16 protein-coding genes are annotated in these 16,999 nt (G+C 33.7%); 15 read left to right on the forward strand and 1 reads right to left on the reverse strand.

Annotated elements, in window-relative coordinates; translation table 11 throughout:
* Positions 1–112: 112 nt before the first annotated feature.
* The 4 genes from noc (at position 113) to QA612_RS18285 (ending at position 4,048) form a co-directional block, all read left to right on the forward strand.
* Positions 113–949, forward strand: coding sequence for a nucleoid occlusion protein (noc, locus tag QA612_RS18270; protein ID WP_278285268.1), 837 nt, complete (start codon positions 113–115; stop codon positions 947–949).
* 450 nt (positions 950–1,399) lie between these two features.
* Positions 1,400–2,161: a ParA family protein gene (locus QA612_RS18275; RefSeq protein WP_278285269.1), complete on the forward strand. Its 762-nt coding sequence runs from the start codon at positions 1,400–1,402 to the stop codon at positions 2,159–2,161.
* Positions 2,154–3,005, forward strand: a complete 852-nt coding sequence (locus QA612_RS18280) for a ParB/RepB/Spo0J family partition protein (protein WP_278285270.1) — start codon at positions 2,154–2,156, stop codon at positions 3,003–3,005. The genes QA612_RS18275 and QA612_RS18280 overlap by 8 nt, the downstream gene beginning before the upstream one ends.
* Before the next feature lie 332 nt (positions 3,006–3,337).
* Positions 3,338–4,048: a DUF554 domain-containing protein gene (locus QA612_RS18285; RefSeq protein WP_278285271.1), complete on the forward strand. Its 711-nt coding sequence runs from the start codon at positions 3,338–3,340 to the stop codon at positions 4,046–4,048.
* Between the two features lie 503 nt (positions 4,049–4,551).
* Here the strand turns inward: QA612_RS18285 and yyaC are convergent.
* On the reverse strand, positions 4,552–5,172 hold the full coding sequence (yyaC, locus tag QA612_RS18290) for a spore protease YyaC (RefSeq protein WP_481804455.1): 621 nt from the start codon (positions 5,170–5,172) through the stop codon (positions 4,552–4,554).
* Positions 5,173–5,259: 87 nt separating this feature from the next.
* On the opposite strand from yyaC, the gene QA612_RS18295 reads away from it, so the two are divergent.
* The 11 genes from QA612_RS18295 to QA612_RS18345 all read left to right on the forward strand — a co-directional run bounded on the left by QA612_RS18295 (position 5,260) and on the right by QA612_RS18345 (position 16,575).
* Positions 5,260–6,288, forward strand: a complete 1,029-nt coding sequence (locus QA612_RS18295; RefSeq protein ID WP_278285272.1) for a YkvI family membrane protein — start codon at positions 5,260–5,262, stop codon at positions 6,286–6,288.
* A 75-nt stretch (positions 6,289–6,363) separates the two neighbouring features.
* The gene (locus QA612_RS18300) at positions 6,364–6,564 is read left to right on the forward strand and encodes a DUF951 domain-containing protein (RefSeq protein ID WP_278285273.1); all 201 of its coding nucleotides are present in this window, start codon (positions 6,364–6,366) and stop codon (positions 6,562–6,564) included.
* 248 nt (positions 6,565–6,812) lie between these two features.
* Positions 6,813–7,913, forward strand: coding sequence for a redox-regulated ATPase YchF (gene ychF, locus QA612_RS18305; RefSeq protein WP_278285274.1), 1,101 nt, complete (start codon positions 6,813–6,815; stop codon positions 7,911–7,913).
* A gap of 358 nt (positions 7,914–8,271) precedes the next feature.
* On the forward strand, positions 8,272–8,559 hold the full coding sequence (gene rpsF, locus QA612_RS18310) for a 30S ribosomal protein S6 (RefSeq protein WP_278285275.1): 288 nt from the start codon (positions 8,272–8,274) through the stop codon (positions 8,557–8,559).
* A gap of 35 nt (positions 8,560–8,594) precedes the next feature.
* The gene (ssb, locus tag QA612_RS18315; protein ID WP_278285276.1) at positions 8,595–9,155 is read left to right on the forward strand and encodes a single-stranded DNA-binding protein; all 561 of its coding nucleotides are present in this window, start codon (positions 8,595–8,597) and stop codon (positions 9,153–9,155) included.
* 55 nt (positions 9,156–9,210) lie between these two features.
* Positions 9,211–9,438 carry a 30S ribosomal protein S18 gene (gene rpsR / locus QA612_RS18320; RefSeq protein WP_278285277.1) on the forward strand — a complete coding sequence of 76 codons (228 nt, stop codon included), beginning with the start codon at positions 9,211–9,213 and terminating at the stop codon, positions 9,436–9,438.
* 252 nt (positions 9,439–9,690) lie between these two features.
* Positions 9,691–10,623, forward strand: a complete 933-nt coding sequence (locus QA612_RS18325) for a YybS family protein (protein WP_278285278.1) — start codon at positions 9,691–9,693, stop codon at positions 10,621–10,623.
* A gap of 12 nt (positions 10,624–10,635) precedes the next feature.
* Positions 10,636–12,600, forward strand: a complete 1,965-nt coding sequence (locus tag QA612_RS18330; RefSeq protein WP_278285279.1) for a DHH family phosphoesterase — start codon at positions 10,636–10,638, stop codon at positions 12,598–12,600.
* The gene (gene rplI, locus QA612_RS18335; protein ID WP_278285280.1) at positions 12,597–13,040 is read left to right on the forward strand and encodes a 50S ribosomal protein L9; all 444 of its coding nucleotides are present in this window, start codon (positions 12,597–12,599) and stop codon (positions 13,038–13,040) included. Before QA612_RS18330 ends, rplI begins: the two co-directional genes overlap by 4 nt.
* 30 nt (positions 13,041–13,070) lie before the next feature.
* Positions 13,071–14,435, forward strand: coding sequence for a replicative DNA helicase (gene dnaB, locus QA612_RS18340; protein WP_278285281.1), 1,365 nt, complete (start codon positions 13,071–13,073; stop codon positions 14,433–14,435).
* Between the two features lie 439 nt (positions 14,436–14,874).
* Entirely contained in the window at positions 14,875–16,575 is a 1,701-nt protein-coding gene (locus QA612_RS18345) for a methyl-accepting chemotaxis protein (protein ID WP_278285282.1), read from the forward strand.
* Positions 16,576–16,999: the final 424 nt, after the last annotated feature.

The raw sequence follows: 16,999 nt of genomic DNA on the forward strand, positions 1-16,999 counted from the left end.
GGGAGAAATAAGTGTAAAAAAATAATATAATAGTTTTATTTGCAGGATTTTCCGTTTATTTCTCGAACTTTATTATAGATAAAGAGGTAGTTTTCTTAAGGTGGTGTTAACCATGAAGCAATCATTTACCCGATTATTCGGATTAAATGAAAAAGAGGAAGAGGTATTAACCTCAGATAAAGAAGAGGTTCAGCAATTAAAAGTTGATGAAATCGTTCCTAATCGTTATCAACCAAGAACCATCTTCCAAGATGATCGTATTGAAGAATTAGCTCAAACAATAAAGACCCACGGTATTATACAACCAATAGTTGTAAGAATACGTGATGACCAGTATGAAATTATTGCTGGAGAACGTCGTTGGAGAGCTGTAAAGAAATTAGGGTGGGAAACCATACCAGGAATTATTAAAGAATTTAATGATTCACAAACTGCTTCCGTTGCTTTAATTGAAAATTTACAACGCGAAGGTTTAACATCCATTGAGGAAGCTGCTGCATACGCAAAACTATTAGACATTCATAATTTAACACAAGAAAGTTTGGCTCAACGTTTAGGGAAGGGCCAGTCTACAATAGCAAATAAATTGAGACTACTCCACCTGCCTGAATCTGTTCAGTCAGCATTATTAGAAAGAAAAATTACTGAAAGACATGCACGTGCTCTTATAGGATTAAAGGATGTTGAACAGCAAGAAAAGATTTTACAGAGAATTATTAGTGAAGAACTAAATGTAAAACAGACAGAAGAAGTTATAAAAAAACTCAAAGAAGGTACTGTTACTAAGAAAAAACCAATTCGTAAAGGTGTCTCTAAAGATATGCGTCTAGCAATGAACACCATTAGAAAATCAGTCGATATGGTTGTTCAAACAGGAATGAATGTAGATACTTCAGAAGAGGAACATGAGGATTACTATCAATTTACAATCAAAATACCGAAATCATAACTTAAAAATATAGACATTGATTTTTGTCATAGCTAAATCGATATAAAAAATAGCATTCGTCTAATGAGACGAATGCATTATTTTTGTTTTTACAATTTTTTCGTATACTATTATTAGTAGTTCAGAAGGAATTTACTAGAAAAAACGTTAATTGTAATTAGTTTTTATTTTTTTTTATAAAACCATTACCTACTAAATCTACTTTTCATGATAAAATAAGAATCAGTCAGTCAATTTCTTTTTTACTGTAATAGATTTAAGGTAGTGTACATTATTTAAATCTGTTTTTATCAATACAGAAATTGTCTGAATCACTGATTCTCTACTTAAAGGAGTTTTCAGATGGTATTGTACGTATAGCTATTATTGAGATAGCTATATTTGTACGTGTAGGTGTATTTCATCCATGATTTTCATAAATAGAATGCTAGAATTAAGGTAGGTGACAAAATGGGAAGAGTCATAGCTATTGCAAATCAAAAAGGCGGTGTTGGAAAAACGACAACTGCTGTTAATTTAAGTGCATGTCTCGCCCATGTGGGGCGCAAAACACTAATAATTGATATTGACCCACAAGGTAACACAACTAGTGGTATTGGAATTGACAAAGGTGACGTTGACCACTGTATTTATAATGTTCTTGTAGAGGATCGTAAAGCACATGATGTTATCATTCCGACGATCGTAGATAACCTTCATATAATTCCATCTACTATACAGTTAGCTGGTGCTGAAATAGAGTTAGTACCTACAATATCGAGAGAAGTTCGGTTGAAGAGGGCTATAGAGCAAGTGAAATCGGATTATGATTATGTAATAATAGATTGTCCACCATCACTTGGTTTATTAACGATAAATTCATTAACAGCTGCTGATTCTGTATTAATTCCTGTACAGTGTGAGTACTATGCATTAGAAGGACTTAGTCAACTATTGAATACAGTGAGATTAGTTCAAAAGCATTTAAATCACGATTTAGAAATTGAAGGCGTGTTATTAACAATGTTAGATGCAAGAACTAACTTAGGTATACAAGTTATTGAAGAAGTGAAAAAATATTTTCGGGAAAAAGTATTCCAAACAATAATACCGAGGAATATTCGCTTAGGAGAAGCGCCAAGTCATGGGGAACCAATCATTACATACGACCCGAAATCAAGGGGTGCTGAAGTTTATATTGACTTAGCTAAGGAAGTGATGAATCATGGCTAGAGGTTTAGGGAAAGGGATTAGTGCTTTCTTTCCAGAAGCGGAAAATAATAATGATGAACAAGTACAAGAAATAAAAATTACCGAATTAAGACCAAATCCATATCAACCAAGAAAAACTTTTGAACCAGAAGCTATTGAAGAATTAAAAACATCTATTTTAGAGCATGGAATCCTTCAGCCAATTATCGTAAGGAAAAGTATTAAAGGATATGAAATTGTAGTTGGTGAACGACGATTTCGCGCAGCAAAAGCAGCAAACTTATCATTTATTCCGGCAGTTGTTAGAGACTTAACTGAGGAAAAAATGATGGAAATTGCATTAATTGAGAACTTACAACGAGAGGATTTAAATCCTTTAGAGGAAGCAAAAGCATACCAAAAATTGATGGGGCATTTAAAAGTTACTCAAGAAGAGCTTTCAAAAAAGCTTGGGAAAAGTAGACCACATATAGCTAACCATGTTAGATTACTTCAATTACCACAAGTAGCTCAAACATTAATAGATGATGGTAAACTATCAATGGGTCATGGCCGTGCTTTATTAGGCTTAAAAAATAAAGAACAATTTAATGCTATCATTGAAAAAGTAATAAAAGAAAAGTTAAGTGTAAGACAACTAGAAGAATTGATTCAACAAGTGAACAAAAATGTTCCACGTGAAACAATTCCTAAAAAAAATGTTTCTCCCTTTATTCGTGAAAGAGAAGCTAGCCTTAAAGAATATTTTGGAACAAATGTTCAAATTAGAAAAGGAAAAAATAAAGGTAAGATCGAAATAGAATTTTTTTCCGATGACGATTTAGAACGAATTCTTCATTTAATTAATGAAGAGAATGAAATTTAGAACTAGTGATCATCATTTGATGATCACTTTTTGTTAATAATTGTATTAATAGGAAAGTATAATTAATTAATATAAACAGATAACTATGGAATGTCTTTGAACTTTATACTGGATAGTAATTCAGGTCAGTAGGTATACGCAGTTGCCACCGTTCTAAAAACTACAAATTACGAACAGATGTAACACTAGTGCCTTGCCTATAAGTATCCGGCTTGTAGTGTATTAAAGCCATACTATATAGTTCTTATAAAAACAATCTCATAGAAAACAACGTATAATAAATCTAAAAATACACTTGAAGTAATTTGGGTAATTAGTAAGGAGTAAAAGCGATGATTTTATTTGGAACAATAGTAAATGGAGTAGCAATTATCATTGGTTCGTTATTAGGGATTAAGTTAAAGAATTTTTCAGATAATCTAAAAGAAACAGTTATGAAAGCAATTGGTTTAGCTGTAATTGTGTTAGGAATAAGCATGGCTTTTGAAGGGGAACAATTTCTTGTTGTTATTTTCAGTTTAGCTTTAGGTGGGGTGATAGGAGAAAGGTGGAATTTAGAAGGGAAGTTAAATGAAGTAGGTAATTGGGTAGAGAAAAAAATGAAAAGTAAAGCAGATGGAAAACTAGCTGAAGGATTTGTTGCAGCAACACTATTGTTTGTAGTAGGTGCTATGTCAATTATAGGTGCATTAGATAGTGGATTTAGAAATGATCATTCTGTTTTGTTAACTAAATCTGTTCTTGACGGTTTTGCTTCTATAGTATTTGCTGCAACCATGGGCCTGGGTGTTATGTTTTCCGCTATTCCAGTTGTTCTATATCAAGGTACCATTGCATTACTTGCTACTTATATTGTGATTTTAGTTCCAGAAAACTTCTTAAATTTATTTATTAATGAAATTACAGCAGTAGGTGGAGTAATGATTATAGGTATTGGACTTAACCTATTAGGAATTCCTAAAATAAGAGTGGCAAATTTATTACCTGCAATTATTGTTACTGTTATTCTATTAATAATTCTACAATATATACCTAGTTTCTAAGTTTTCATGAAATATAAAATTCATAACTAGGACAAGATATACTCATATACAGTTCTTATTTGATAAGATTAAAACTGTCTGTCTACCCTGAAAATACGACTGTGCAATATTAGAAAAATAAGTTATTGTACCTTAAATAGTTCAGTAGTGAAGGGCAGCGACTTCAGTGGGATCAGCACGATCCGAAAATCCCCTAAAAGCTTACTGTGTAAGTTTTAGGAAGTTGAGGCCGTGCCCGGAGCTAGGATGGCGATATTACGCCGTTGCCTACAGGACGTGGGCTGATCTTAGGTGTAATTGGCCTGCCTGAAACGGATGAACCTCCTGATGAGTATTTTCATCCTCCATGGTGCAAGTCTTCACATGCATAGGCGTTCTATCTTGAAAAAAAAGAACTGCATTCTTTTATAAAGTGGAATGCAGTTCTTTTTTTTGAAAGGTAATTTATAATATTTTCACCACGAAAGGCGGCTAGCTCCAGACGGGGCCTTGCGCTTTGCTTTCTAAATATAGTTTTCACGTTTTAATGTTTGTTCTAACCAATTTGGTGTAACTGATTGCCAACGAGCAGATCGGACGATTGCTCTAGATATAATATCAGCCATCTCCATTACTAATGAAAGGCGAGTGTTTTGGAGTACCATCATTTCCATAAAGCCATTGACATTTACAATTCCAGTAATATGAATATCACCAATAGCTGGTAATTGTTTATTTACTGCGGCTCCCGGACGAACTGGTCCTTCTCCAATGGTTAAATAACCAACACTGGAAGATCTCCCTAGACAAGCATCAATACCAATGATAAATGGGTTATGGTGATTCACTTGTATTTGAGAAATTATATCTTCTAAATTTTTTGCGTGAACAGGTTCTTTCAAAGTACCATAGGTTGAAAATTGATTAAACCCTCTTTCTAATAATTTAGTACCTACTAATGGCCCTAAACTATCTCCAGTAGAACGATCAGTTCCAATACACACAGTCACAATTTCCTGTTCTTTATCTTTTGGTAAAAGAGAAAAAATTTTTTTTGCCATATGACTAATGACAATTGGTTGATTCATATGCACTCGAAATGAGTTATTTTTCTTTTGTGGAAAAAGTTGTCCAGAAAGCATCATACAACCCTCATTTCTACAATAATAGTAACAGTATACGGAAACTTTTATTGTTCTATACATCAAATACGAAAAAAAGAGGGGAAAGCGATGTGGCTATCAGGTTTTAAATGGATGTTCTTAATTATAGGTACGATGATTGGAGCAGGGTATGCTTCAGGAAGAGAGCTATGGCAATTTTTTGGGACAGAAAGCACGTTTGCAATACTCCTATTTTCAATTCTATTTTTTATATGTTGTTATGTAATTATGAAAATAAGCTATGAAAAGAAATCCACTCACTATATTCCTATTTTAAAGGAATTGATGGGAAGAAGGTTAACACGTTTATATGATGGGATGATTATATTATATTTATTTTCCACTACCGTAATCATGATTGCAGGTGGAGGAGCAACATTGGAAGCCGTTCATATTCCATATTGGTATGGTGTTGCAATCATTGTAGGACTCCTCGTTTTGTTATTTGTTTGGGGTATAAATGGTATGACGTCAATGAATGCAATGATAATACCAATACTGATTACATTCTTAGTTGGGACATTAGTTGTTTTTCAAATAACAACAGGTTTTTCTATTGAAATGACATTAACAGAACAAAGAAATTGGCCATCAGCATTTACTTTTACAGCACTAAATATTTTACCATTAGTTGCTGTCATAGCAGCAATTGGAAATAAAATATCATATAAAGGTGAAATGTTAATTGCAAGCCTAGGTAGTGCAATCATATTAGGATTAATTTCACTGTTATACAATGATTCATTATTAAAGGTAGCAAATGAAGTGATGTTATATGAAATACCACTTTTTGCAATTTTAAAACATTATCCTTACTTTATGATTCTAGTAATGTCAGGATTATTATGGGCAGCAATTTATACAACTGCAGCTTCTGGAATACTTGGTTTATGTACAAGAACATATGAATATATTAAATTTCCATTCTGGTTAATCGCTTTGATGCTATTACTTATTATGATGCCACTTACAACCATTGGATTTTCAAAATTGATAGCTATTCTTTATCCTCTGTATGGGGTATTAAATTTATATATATTGGCTGCAATTTTATTGCACCCTATTGTGCACCGGTTTGATGACAGTAGGACAGAATAAATGTATCAATAGCACTGTTGTGATGAGTTATAGTATAATTTCAACAAATGAATAATTAAGAGGAAGTGAATTCGTATGGCCGATAAGGATTTTAATCTACAGGATATTGTGGAAATGAAAAAACCTCATCCATGTGGTGAGAATAGATGGAAAATTATACGTATGGGTATGGACATACGTATAAAATGCTGTAAATGTGACCATAGTGTGATGATTCCCAGAAAAGAGTTTGCTAAAAAAATGAAGAAAGTTATCGTTCATCATAATCAAGAATAGTAATTTATTAAAATAAATCCTCTTTTGCTTGCCCACTAATTTACAAAAAAGATTAGAAATATTTACATACACCTTTTAGTGGGAAATTAACGCCTTGCGCTTTTTTTATACTATTACTATAATTGGTAGGGATATAAATAAGGTTTATATAGGAAAGGTGTAACTAACACGTCTATCATGACTGAAGCTAGACACCTCTCGTGGAAATATGTATAATTCCTATCTTTTAAATAAAGGAGCAATTTACTATGGCGTTAACTACAGGAATTGTTGGTTTACCGAATGTAGGGAAATCAACGTTATTTAATGCAATTACTCAAGCAGGTGCAGAATCAGCTAATTATCCATTCTGTACTATTGATCCAAACGTAGGAATCGTAGAAGTCCCAGATCATCGTTTAGATAAACTAACAGAAATGGTAGAACCCAAAAAAACAGTTCCAACTGCATTTGAGTTTACGGATATTGCAGGTATTGTGGAAGGTGCAAGTAAGGGAGAAGGGTTAGGAAATAAGTTCTTATCTCATATTCGTCAAGTAGATGCCATATCTCATGTTGTTCGATGCTTTGTAGATGATAACATCACACACGTGTCTGGAAGTGTAGATCCTATACGAGATATTCAAGTGATTAATTTAGAACTAATTTTAGCTGATTTAGAAACAGTGGAGAAAAGAATCGGTAAAGTTGAAAAGATGGCAAAACAAAAAGATAAAGAAGCAATGGTTGAATTTGAAGTGTTAGATAAGTTACGGACTGCATTCGAGAATGAAAAGCCAGCACGTAGTGTAGATATGTCAAAAGAACAAATGAAGATTGCAAAAGGACTTCATTTATTAACAATGAAACCAGTTTTATATGCAGCAAATGTTAGTGAAGAGGAAATTTTAGATGCAGATGAAAACCCTAATGTTCAAAAGGTAAAAGATTTTGCTACAGAAGAAGGTTCAGAGGTAATCGTTGTTTGTGCCAAAATTGAATCTGAAATTGCTGAATTAGACGGTGAAGAAAAAGAAGAGTTTTTGCAGGAACTTGGTATTGAAGAGTCTGGTTTAGACCAGTTAATTAAAGCAGCATACAATCTCCTCGGTCTAGAAACATATTTCACTGCAGGTAAACAAGAAGTTCGTGCTTGGACAATCCGTAGAGGTACAAAGGCTCCTCAGGCAGCGGGAGTCATTCATACAGACTTCGAAAGAGGATTTATTAGAGCTGAGATTGTTTCATACGAGGATTTAGTACAAGCTGGATCAATGGCAATTGCAAAAGAAAACGGTAAAGTTCGATTAGAAGGAAAAGAATATATCGTTCAGGATGGAGATGTCATCCATTTCAGGTTTAATGTTTAGACTATCCAGAAAATAAAAATAGTTAAGTAGTGTAATGCGGCCAATGCTTCAGCTTCCTCGGAAGCAAAGAACGCTTCCTGTGGTATCTTCACCTATTGCTTTTCCCGCAGGAATCTCGCATGATCTGCAAAAATCAAATGTCTAATAAAATAACACCATCCTTTAACATAGCCTTTTTATTAAGTTAAAATCCTCAGAGAAAATCCATTAAATTAATGTTTAATGGATTTTTTTAATACAATCTTGTATAAAAGGTTCTACTCTGCTATAATTGATCATTGCGAGCAATAACTGAATTATTTGCTCCTTGCTCCTCTAATTAATAGTGGAGCCTTAGACCAAAAGGAGGTGACGAAACATGCGCAAGTATGAAATTATGTACATTGTACGTCCAAATCTTGAAGAAGCAGCAACGAAAGAGGTTGTTGAACGTTTCAATACTATTTTAACGGACAATGGCGCAGAAGTAGAAAAGGCTGAGGAAAAAGGTAAGCGTCGTTTAGCTTATGAAATCAATGACTTTAAAGAAGGCTATTACGTGCTATTAAACGTAAATGCTCCTACTGAAGCAATTGATGAATTCAACCGTTTAGTAAGAATTAACGACAACATCTTACGTCATATTGTCGTTCGTGATGAAGAATAATTTATAGATAGATTATGTTCCGGGGAGGAGTTCGGATGATTAACCGAGTTGTTTTAGTTGGTCGTTTAACGAAGGATCCAGAATTACGGTATACAGCTAACGGTATAGCAGTTGCCACATTTACAATAGCTGTCAATCGGCCTTTTTCAAATCAGCAAGGAGACCGTGAAGCGGATTTCATAAACTGTGTGATTTGGAGAAAGCAAGCTGAAAATGTAGCTAATTATTTGAAAAAAGGCAGCTTAGCTGGAGTTGAAGGAAGAATTCAAACTCGTAACTACGACAATAATGAAGGACGCCGTGTATTTGTGACAGAAGTTGTAGCAGATAGTGTTCAATTTTTGGAGCCACGTAATGCATCAGGTGGTGGAAACCGTGAGCAATCTAGCGGCGGCTATAATCAAGGTCAAGGTATGGGACAAGGCCAAGGGCAAGGCAACAGTGGTTATCAAAACCCTCCGAACCAGGGATATGGACAGGGCTTTGGTCAAAGAGATCAAGGTAATCAAGGTGGCAATCAAGGGAATTCGAATGATGATCCGTTTGCTAATGATGGTAAACCAATTGACATTAACGATGATGATTTGCCATTTTAAAATAAACAAAATTAATTATTAAATATAGTAATTTAAATGAAAAGGAGGGGTTATCATGGCACGTCGTGGTCGTCCAAAACGTCGTAAAGTATGTTACTTTACTGTAAATAAAATTGAAAAAATTGACTATAAAGACACTGACTTGTTGAAGAAGTTTATTTCTGAACGTGGAAAAATTCTTCCTCGCCGTGTGACTGGTACTTCCGCTAAGTATCAACGTCAATTAACGCGCGCAATTAAGCGTTCTCGTTCAATGGCTCTTTTACCATACGTAACAGAGTAATGTTTTAAAATAAAAAACTCTCAGTAGTGACGGAGCTACTGAGAGTTTTTTATTTTAAGATTCCAGAAATTATTTAAATCCTTATGTTTGTTTCTATATAAAATAAGGAGAAAATACATAGTAGATAGATTATTTTGATGTTTCACATGAAACATCAATAGAAGAACTTTTTGTTCTTTTTATTTGACTCATGCTACAATAATTACCGACACTAATATTAACATTAGAAAAACTAGAAAGAGGGAAAATACGATGGAACGTTCTAAACAATTGAAAGAAGGCATGAAATTTATAGCAATTTATATATTACTCATTTTATTAACACTCTTTGTCCCTTTTATTGGTTTATTTCTCATGTTAACTTTACCAATACCGTTTGTTATTTACACGTGTAAGCACGGATTAAAACAAGGGATTATACTTGGGTTAATTGCTTTCTTTTTATTATTTATAATAACCCCGTTATCTCTACCACTAACGTTAACCTTCGTTGCTACAGGTATTGTTATTGGAGAACTATATAGAAGGAAAAAAGATGCATTTGGAGTTCTATTAGGGGGATCGCTATCATTTATAGCAGCATTAATATTAAACTATATCGGAAGTATCGTAATTTTTAATTTAAACCTTGTTGAAATCATTCAAGATTTAATAAGAGATTCCATAGTAATATCTGAGCAAATGCTTGATTTTGTTGGACAAAATGAAGAAGTTTTAGTAGAAAATGCATATGCATTCATAGATGAAATTCCATTTATTACTCCTATGATTATCATTGTAACAGGGATTAGTATAGCATTTTTAGTACAATGGCTTTCTTCTTTATTCTTGCGACAATTAGATTATGAAATTGCTCTTTTTCCACCATTTAGAGAGTGGTCTTTCCCAAGAGCCTTTATATGGTATTATTTATTTACATATATCATTATGCTGATTGGAACAGAACACGGTTCTACTATGTATATAGTGATTGCCAACCTTGCACCAATACTTGAAATAGTGATGATAATACAAGGCTTCTCTTTTATTTTCTTTTATTTTCATAGTAAAGGGAAAAGTAAAGCGATGCCTATAATAATTGTGGTATTAACTTTTCTTTTACCATTTATGCTTTATATCATCCGGATCTTAGGTATAATTGATTTAGGTTTCGAATTAAGGAAACGTTTGAACTCGAAGAAGTAGGAGTTGTGAAGAATGCCCAATTTTTTATTAAAGCGATGGCATGGCTATCACGTAATCGCACTGTTCTCAATAGCAGTGTTCTTTACGGGAATTTTAACTTACTTTCAATGGAAAATTGGAATTTTAGGTTTTATTTCTCTAGCTATTGTTTTCTATTTTATGATGAAGGCCAAAAAACAATTTGCAGAAGAATTAAGTAACTATATTTCAACGCTAACATATAGAATTAATAAAGCAGGAGAAAAGGCTGTTACAAGTTTACCAATAGGAATAGTACTATATAATAAGAATAATCACATACAATGGGTAAATCCGTACATTTCTTCTTTATATGATGAAGAATGTATAGGTAAGCCTATACAGTTTATTTCTGATGAACTTCCTGATGATTTAGAGGAAGAGCAATTCTTATTATCTATAGAAGAAAAAAACTTTCGAATTATCCATGAAAAAAATGAACGTCTTCTCTATTTCTTTAATGTGACAGAAGAGCAAGAAATTAAAGAGTTATTTGAACGTGATAAAACCGATATAGGTATTGTTTATTTAGATAATTATGATGAAGTAACACAAGGGATGGAAGATCAATTAAGAAGTAGGTTATTAACAAAAGTAACTGATAGATTAAATCAATGGTCGCAAAAATATAATATATTGCTTAAAAGAACATCATCGGACCGTTTTATCGCAATATTTAACGAAGAAGCTTTAGAGCAGCTAGAAGAGGACCGCTTTACCATTCTTGATGAAGTGAGAGAAGCAACAGCGAAAGAGCAGGTAGCACTAACCCTAAGTATTGGAATTGGCAGCGGTGAATCTAACTTAAGAGAGCTAGGGAAATTAAGTCAATCTAGTTTAGATTTAGCACTTGGTAGAGGTGGAGACCAAGTTGCCATTAAGCAATCAAACGGTAAAGTTCGTTTTTATGGTGGTAAATCAAATGCCATTGAAAAACGGACAAGAGTCCGCGCAAGAGTTATTTCACATGCTATAAGGGATTTTATATCTGAAAGCGATAAAGTAATTGTAATGGGTCATAAAAACCCAGATATGGATGCTATTGGTGCAGCAATAGGAATGTTAAAGATTGCAGAAGCCAATGGTAAAACAGGTTTTATTGTATTAGACCCAAATGACATGAATCAAAGTGTTTCTAAGCTACTTGAAGAAATAAAAAATCATAATGAACTTTGGGCTCAATTTATATCACCTGAAGAAGCCTATGAGGAAAGTACAGAGGATACACTTCTCGTAGTAGTGGATACTCATAAACCATCACTAGTAGTCGATCCTTCGTTATTAAGTAATATGGATAGAGTAATTGTAATTGATCATCATAGGCGAAGTGAGGAGTTTATTAAAGAGGCTGTTCTTGTATACATGGAGCCTTACGCTTCCTCCACAGCTGAATTAATAACAGAGATGTTACAATATCAGCCAAATCATCCCAAATTGGATGTTTTAGAGTCAACAGCACTTTTATCTGGTATTATAGTGGATACGAAAAGTTTTGCTATTCGAACAGGAACAAGGACGTTTGATGCTGCATCATACTTAAAAAGTAAAGGTGCAGACACGACACTTGTTCAAAAGCTAATGAAAGAAGATTTAAATCAATATGTAAAACGTTCAAAATTAATAGAAAGAGCATATATATACTCTGGTGGTATGGCGATTGCAAAAGGAGAATCAGATGAAACATATGGACAGTTACTCATTGCGCAGGCCGCCGACACTCTATTAACAATGAATGATGTAATTGCATCTTTTGTAATTTCTAAACTAAGTGATGATAGGATAAGTATAAGCAGTCGTTCTTTAGGAGACGTGAATGTACAAGTAATAATGGAAAAATTGGGAGGCGGAGGACACTTAACGAATGCAGCTACCCAATTAGAAGATATTGATATTGAAGAAGCAGAAGATTTGCTAAAGGATAAAATTGATGATTATTTCAAGGGGGGACAGTCGTCATGAAAGTAATTTTTTTGAAGGACGTTAAAGGTAAAGGGAAAAAGGGAGAGGTAAAAAATGTTGCAGAAGGTTATGCTCGAAATTATCTCCTAAAAAATAACTTAGCCATTGAAGCTAATACTGGAAACATGAAGTCTTTGGAGAAAAAACAAGAAAGTGAACAGAAAAAAGCAGATGAAGTAGTTGAAGAAGCAGAAAGATTAAAAGAAGATCTAGAAAAAATGACGATACAAATTAAGGCAAAAGCAGGGGAAAATGGTAGGCTTTTTGGTGCAGTAACAAATAAACAGATTGCAGAACAATTGAAGAAAAAGAAAATTAAAATTGATAAAAGAAAAATTGAAATGGACGAACCTATCCGTGCATTAGGTTTTACAAATATTAATGTGAAATTACACTCGAAAGTGACTGCAACTTTAAAAGTTCAAGTCATCGAAGAATAGAAAATACTTGAGAAACGGGGGAAGTGTGTCATGAGTGATATCTTTGCTGATCGCACACCACCACAAAATATAGAAGCAGAACAGGCGGTGTTGGGGGCTATTTTTATTGAAGAACAAGCTCTCGTCACCGCCTCTGAACGTTTAGTTCCAGAAGACTTTTACCGTGCTGCTCATCAACGTATCTTTTCCGTAATGCTAACTCTTGGACAAAGAGGAGAGCCGGTAGATCTTGTTACAGTCACATCGGAGCTACAGACGAAAAAGTGGTTAGAAGAAATTGGTGGTGTAACATATATAAGTGATTTGGCAAATGCTGTACCTACTGCTGCCAATGTAGGCTACTATAGCCAAATTGTTGAAGAAAAGTCTCTTCTCCGTCGTCTAATTCGTGTAGCAACAAACATCGCATCAGATGGATATGCTGCTGACGAAGATGTGGATGCTATTTTAAATGATGCAGAGAAAACTATTTTAGAAGTTTCACAGAAAAAGAATTCTGGAGCATTTATTTCCATTAAAGATGTGTTAGTAGAGGCATTTGATAAAATTGAAATGATGCAGCATCAAACCGGTGATGTAACAGGTATCCCTACTGGTTTCTCAGAATTAGACAGGATTACTGCTGGATTTCAACGTAATGACTTAATAATTGTTGCAGCAAGACCATCTGTAGGTAAAACGGCATTCGCATTAAATATCTCTCAAAATGTAGCAACTAAAACAGATGAAAATGTGGCAATCTTTAGTTTAGAGATGGGAGCAGATCAGCTCGTTATGCGTATGCTTTGTGCAGAAGGTAATATAGATGCCCAAAGACTAAGAACTGGTAAATTAACAGATGATGATTGGCAGAAGTTAACGATGGCTATGGGAAGCTTATCAAAAGCAGGAATATATATTGATGATACTCCTGGAATAAAGGTAAATGAAATACGAGCAAAATGCCGCAGATTAAAGCAAGAAAAAGGTTTAGGGATGATCATGATTGATTACTTACAGCTGATTCAAGGTGATGCTCGTAGTGGTGAAGGTAGACAACAAGAGGTTTCTGAAATATCACGTTCATTAAAAGGTTTAGCACGTGAACTAGAAGTTCCTGTAATTGCCTTATCTCAGTTATCTCGTGGTGTAGAATCAAGAACAGATAAACGTCCAATGATGTCGGACATCCGTGAATCAGGAAGTATTGAACAGGATGCTGATATTGTTGCTTTCCTTTATAGAGATGATTACTATGATAAAGAAAGTGAAAAGAAAGATATTATCGAAATTATTATTGCTAAACAACGTAATGGGCCAGTAGGTACAGTAGAGTTAGCTTTTGTAAAAGAATATAATAAGTTTGTCAATTTAGAAAGAAGGTATGACGAACAAGATATGCCACCTGGAGCTTAGAAATTTCTAAGCTCTTTTTTTGAGGTCTTTAGAGTATTAGTAAAAATATTTATAAAATTATAATAAAATAGTGAAAAAGTAATGAAAATTAAATTATATAAAGATATACTAAAGGAATGCATTTAAAAGATTCAAAAAAATATAGAAGTAGACTAGAATAATAGAATTTCTTATTGGAAGAATGAATTTCATAAATGTAAATTGTTGAAAAAGACGAACATTATTTTCGATTGCAGAGGAAGACGTGCCCGCAGCTAGGATGTCGACATTACGCCGTTGCCTACAGGACGTAGGCTGCCCTTAGGCGTAATTGATACGTATGAAGCGGAGATCAAATTAAATAGTAGCTTTTTGTATAAATGTTCGTGATTTATAATGAATAAAGAATTATGAAATTGACTCGTAAGAGAATAATTGTAAAAAAGGGGAATAGTATTTTATGAAAGTAAAAGGGAAGTTACTAATTTCTTACATACTTATTGCAGTTTTATTAATTGGTTTAGGAATAGCAGCGATAATGGGATTACAAACAATAAACGATAATGGACGGATTATGTACGAAGAACGAGTACAGCCATTAAATGACTTAGCATCTATTATTCAACTTGCAGAGAATACAAGAGTAGTTCTAGTTACTTCAGTTGTAAATGAGGATATATCCCTTATTGAAAGGATTGAGAGTAATCTAAGGGAAATTGAAACCTATATTGAATATTATGGAAGTAGAGAACTAGCAACTTTTGAAAGAGAGGTTTTCGAATCTTTTCAAGCTGATTGGGCAAATTTCTCTAATATTGTAATTAGGAATTTAAGTCTTATAGGAAGTGGAAATTTTGAACAAGCACACAACGGTTTAGCAATGGGGGAAGGGTCATATTCACGTGCTTCTAATCATTTAACTGAATTAAGAAATATTAATGAAGAAATAGCTAGCAACTTAAATGAACAAAATGAAAGTAGTTATTCATTAACATTAATAATTATAACTGTTGCTAGCGTTGTAGCCCTAGCGTTTGCCATAATAATCGGTGTAATTATGGGCAATGCAATTGGCTCACCTCTTCGTAAAGTAACGGTACGTATGAGAGCAATTTCAAATGGAGATTTATCTGGAGATATAATTAAAACAAAGAGAAAAGATGAAATAGGACAGCTAGCAATAAGCCTAAATGAAATGCAAGAAAATATAAAGCATATTATGAAAGGTGTTTTAAAGGCATCAACTAGTCTTAACGATCAGAGTAAAACGTTATCTACTTCAGCAAATGAAGTAAAAGCAGGTTCACAACAAATTGCAACAACAATGCAAGAGCTAGCATCCGGGTCTGAAGCACAAGCAAACAATGCAAGTGATCTATCATCTGGGATGGAAGCATTTTCTTCTGAAGTTCAAGATGTAAGCTTAAGTGGGGAAAAAATTTATGAAGCATCTAATGGAGTCTTGGAATTAACAGAAGAAGGACACCAAATGATGGAGAAATCTGTTACACAGATGGAGACTATTGACAATATAGTTAAAGAAGCAGTGGTAAAGGTAAAAGGTCTAGACAAGCAATCACAAGAAATATCAAAATTAATTTCTGTCATTCAAGAAATTGCTGATCAGACAAACTTATTAGCATTAAATGCTGCAATAGAAGCTGCTCGGGCAGGCGAACAAGGGAAGGGCTTTGCTGTAGTTGCAGATGAAGTAAGAAAGCTTGCTGAACAAGTAGGACTTTCGGTAAAGGATATTACAGGAATTGTTAAAGGTATTCAATCAGAATCTAGTGAGGTTGTTCACTCTCTACAAGGTGGATATGAAGAAGTAGAAAAAGGGAAGAAACAACTGAAGATTACTGGTGGAACGTTTACAAATATAAATGATGCAATGATTGAAATGGTGAATAGAGTAGAAGAAATAAAAGAAAGATTAACAACCATATCAGCAAATAGCCAAGAAATGAATGCTTCTGTTGAGGAAATAGCATCAATTGCTGAAGAATCAGCGGCAGGAGTAGAGCAAACAGCTGCAGCAGCCCAACAAGCCAGTAACTCCATGGAAGGAGTTTCAGATAGCTCAGAAGACCTTGCAAAGCTTTCTGGAGAACTTAATAGCATAGTACAAAAATTTAATATTGATGATAAAAAAGTAAGATGACTGTCGTATTTTTGAGGGTAGTCCTCGATACAAGTAGAAATTTGCACCATGGAGGATGAAAAATAATTTCAACCCAATTGGAACGAATGTTTAACCTGCCCTTTAATACTGATAGGCGCTTTTCTAAAAGATTGTTGTTTTTAGCTATTGGACCTTTTTTTTAACATAAATCAGCCTATTGATAAGTTTGATGACAGTTCTTTTTAAGGTGGGCCTAACCTTTTACTATATAGAAGGTTAGGTTTTTTATTATGGTATTTAACAACAAAAACGAACGAAAAGTATTATATTTATATAAACGTTCGTATTTTTATTGACTATAAAGGTAATTGTTGATAAACTAACGTTGGTTTTCATGTTTATAAAATTTATAGACAAACTAACAATGTTATAATTAAATTTATTAAAGAGTAAATTTTCACTA

This window comes from Evansella sp. AB-P1, from assembly GCF_029688925.1.
In the GTDB taxonomy this organism is placed as follows: Bacteria; Bacillota; Bacilli; order Bacillales; family Salisediminibacteriaceae; genus Evansella.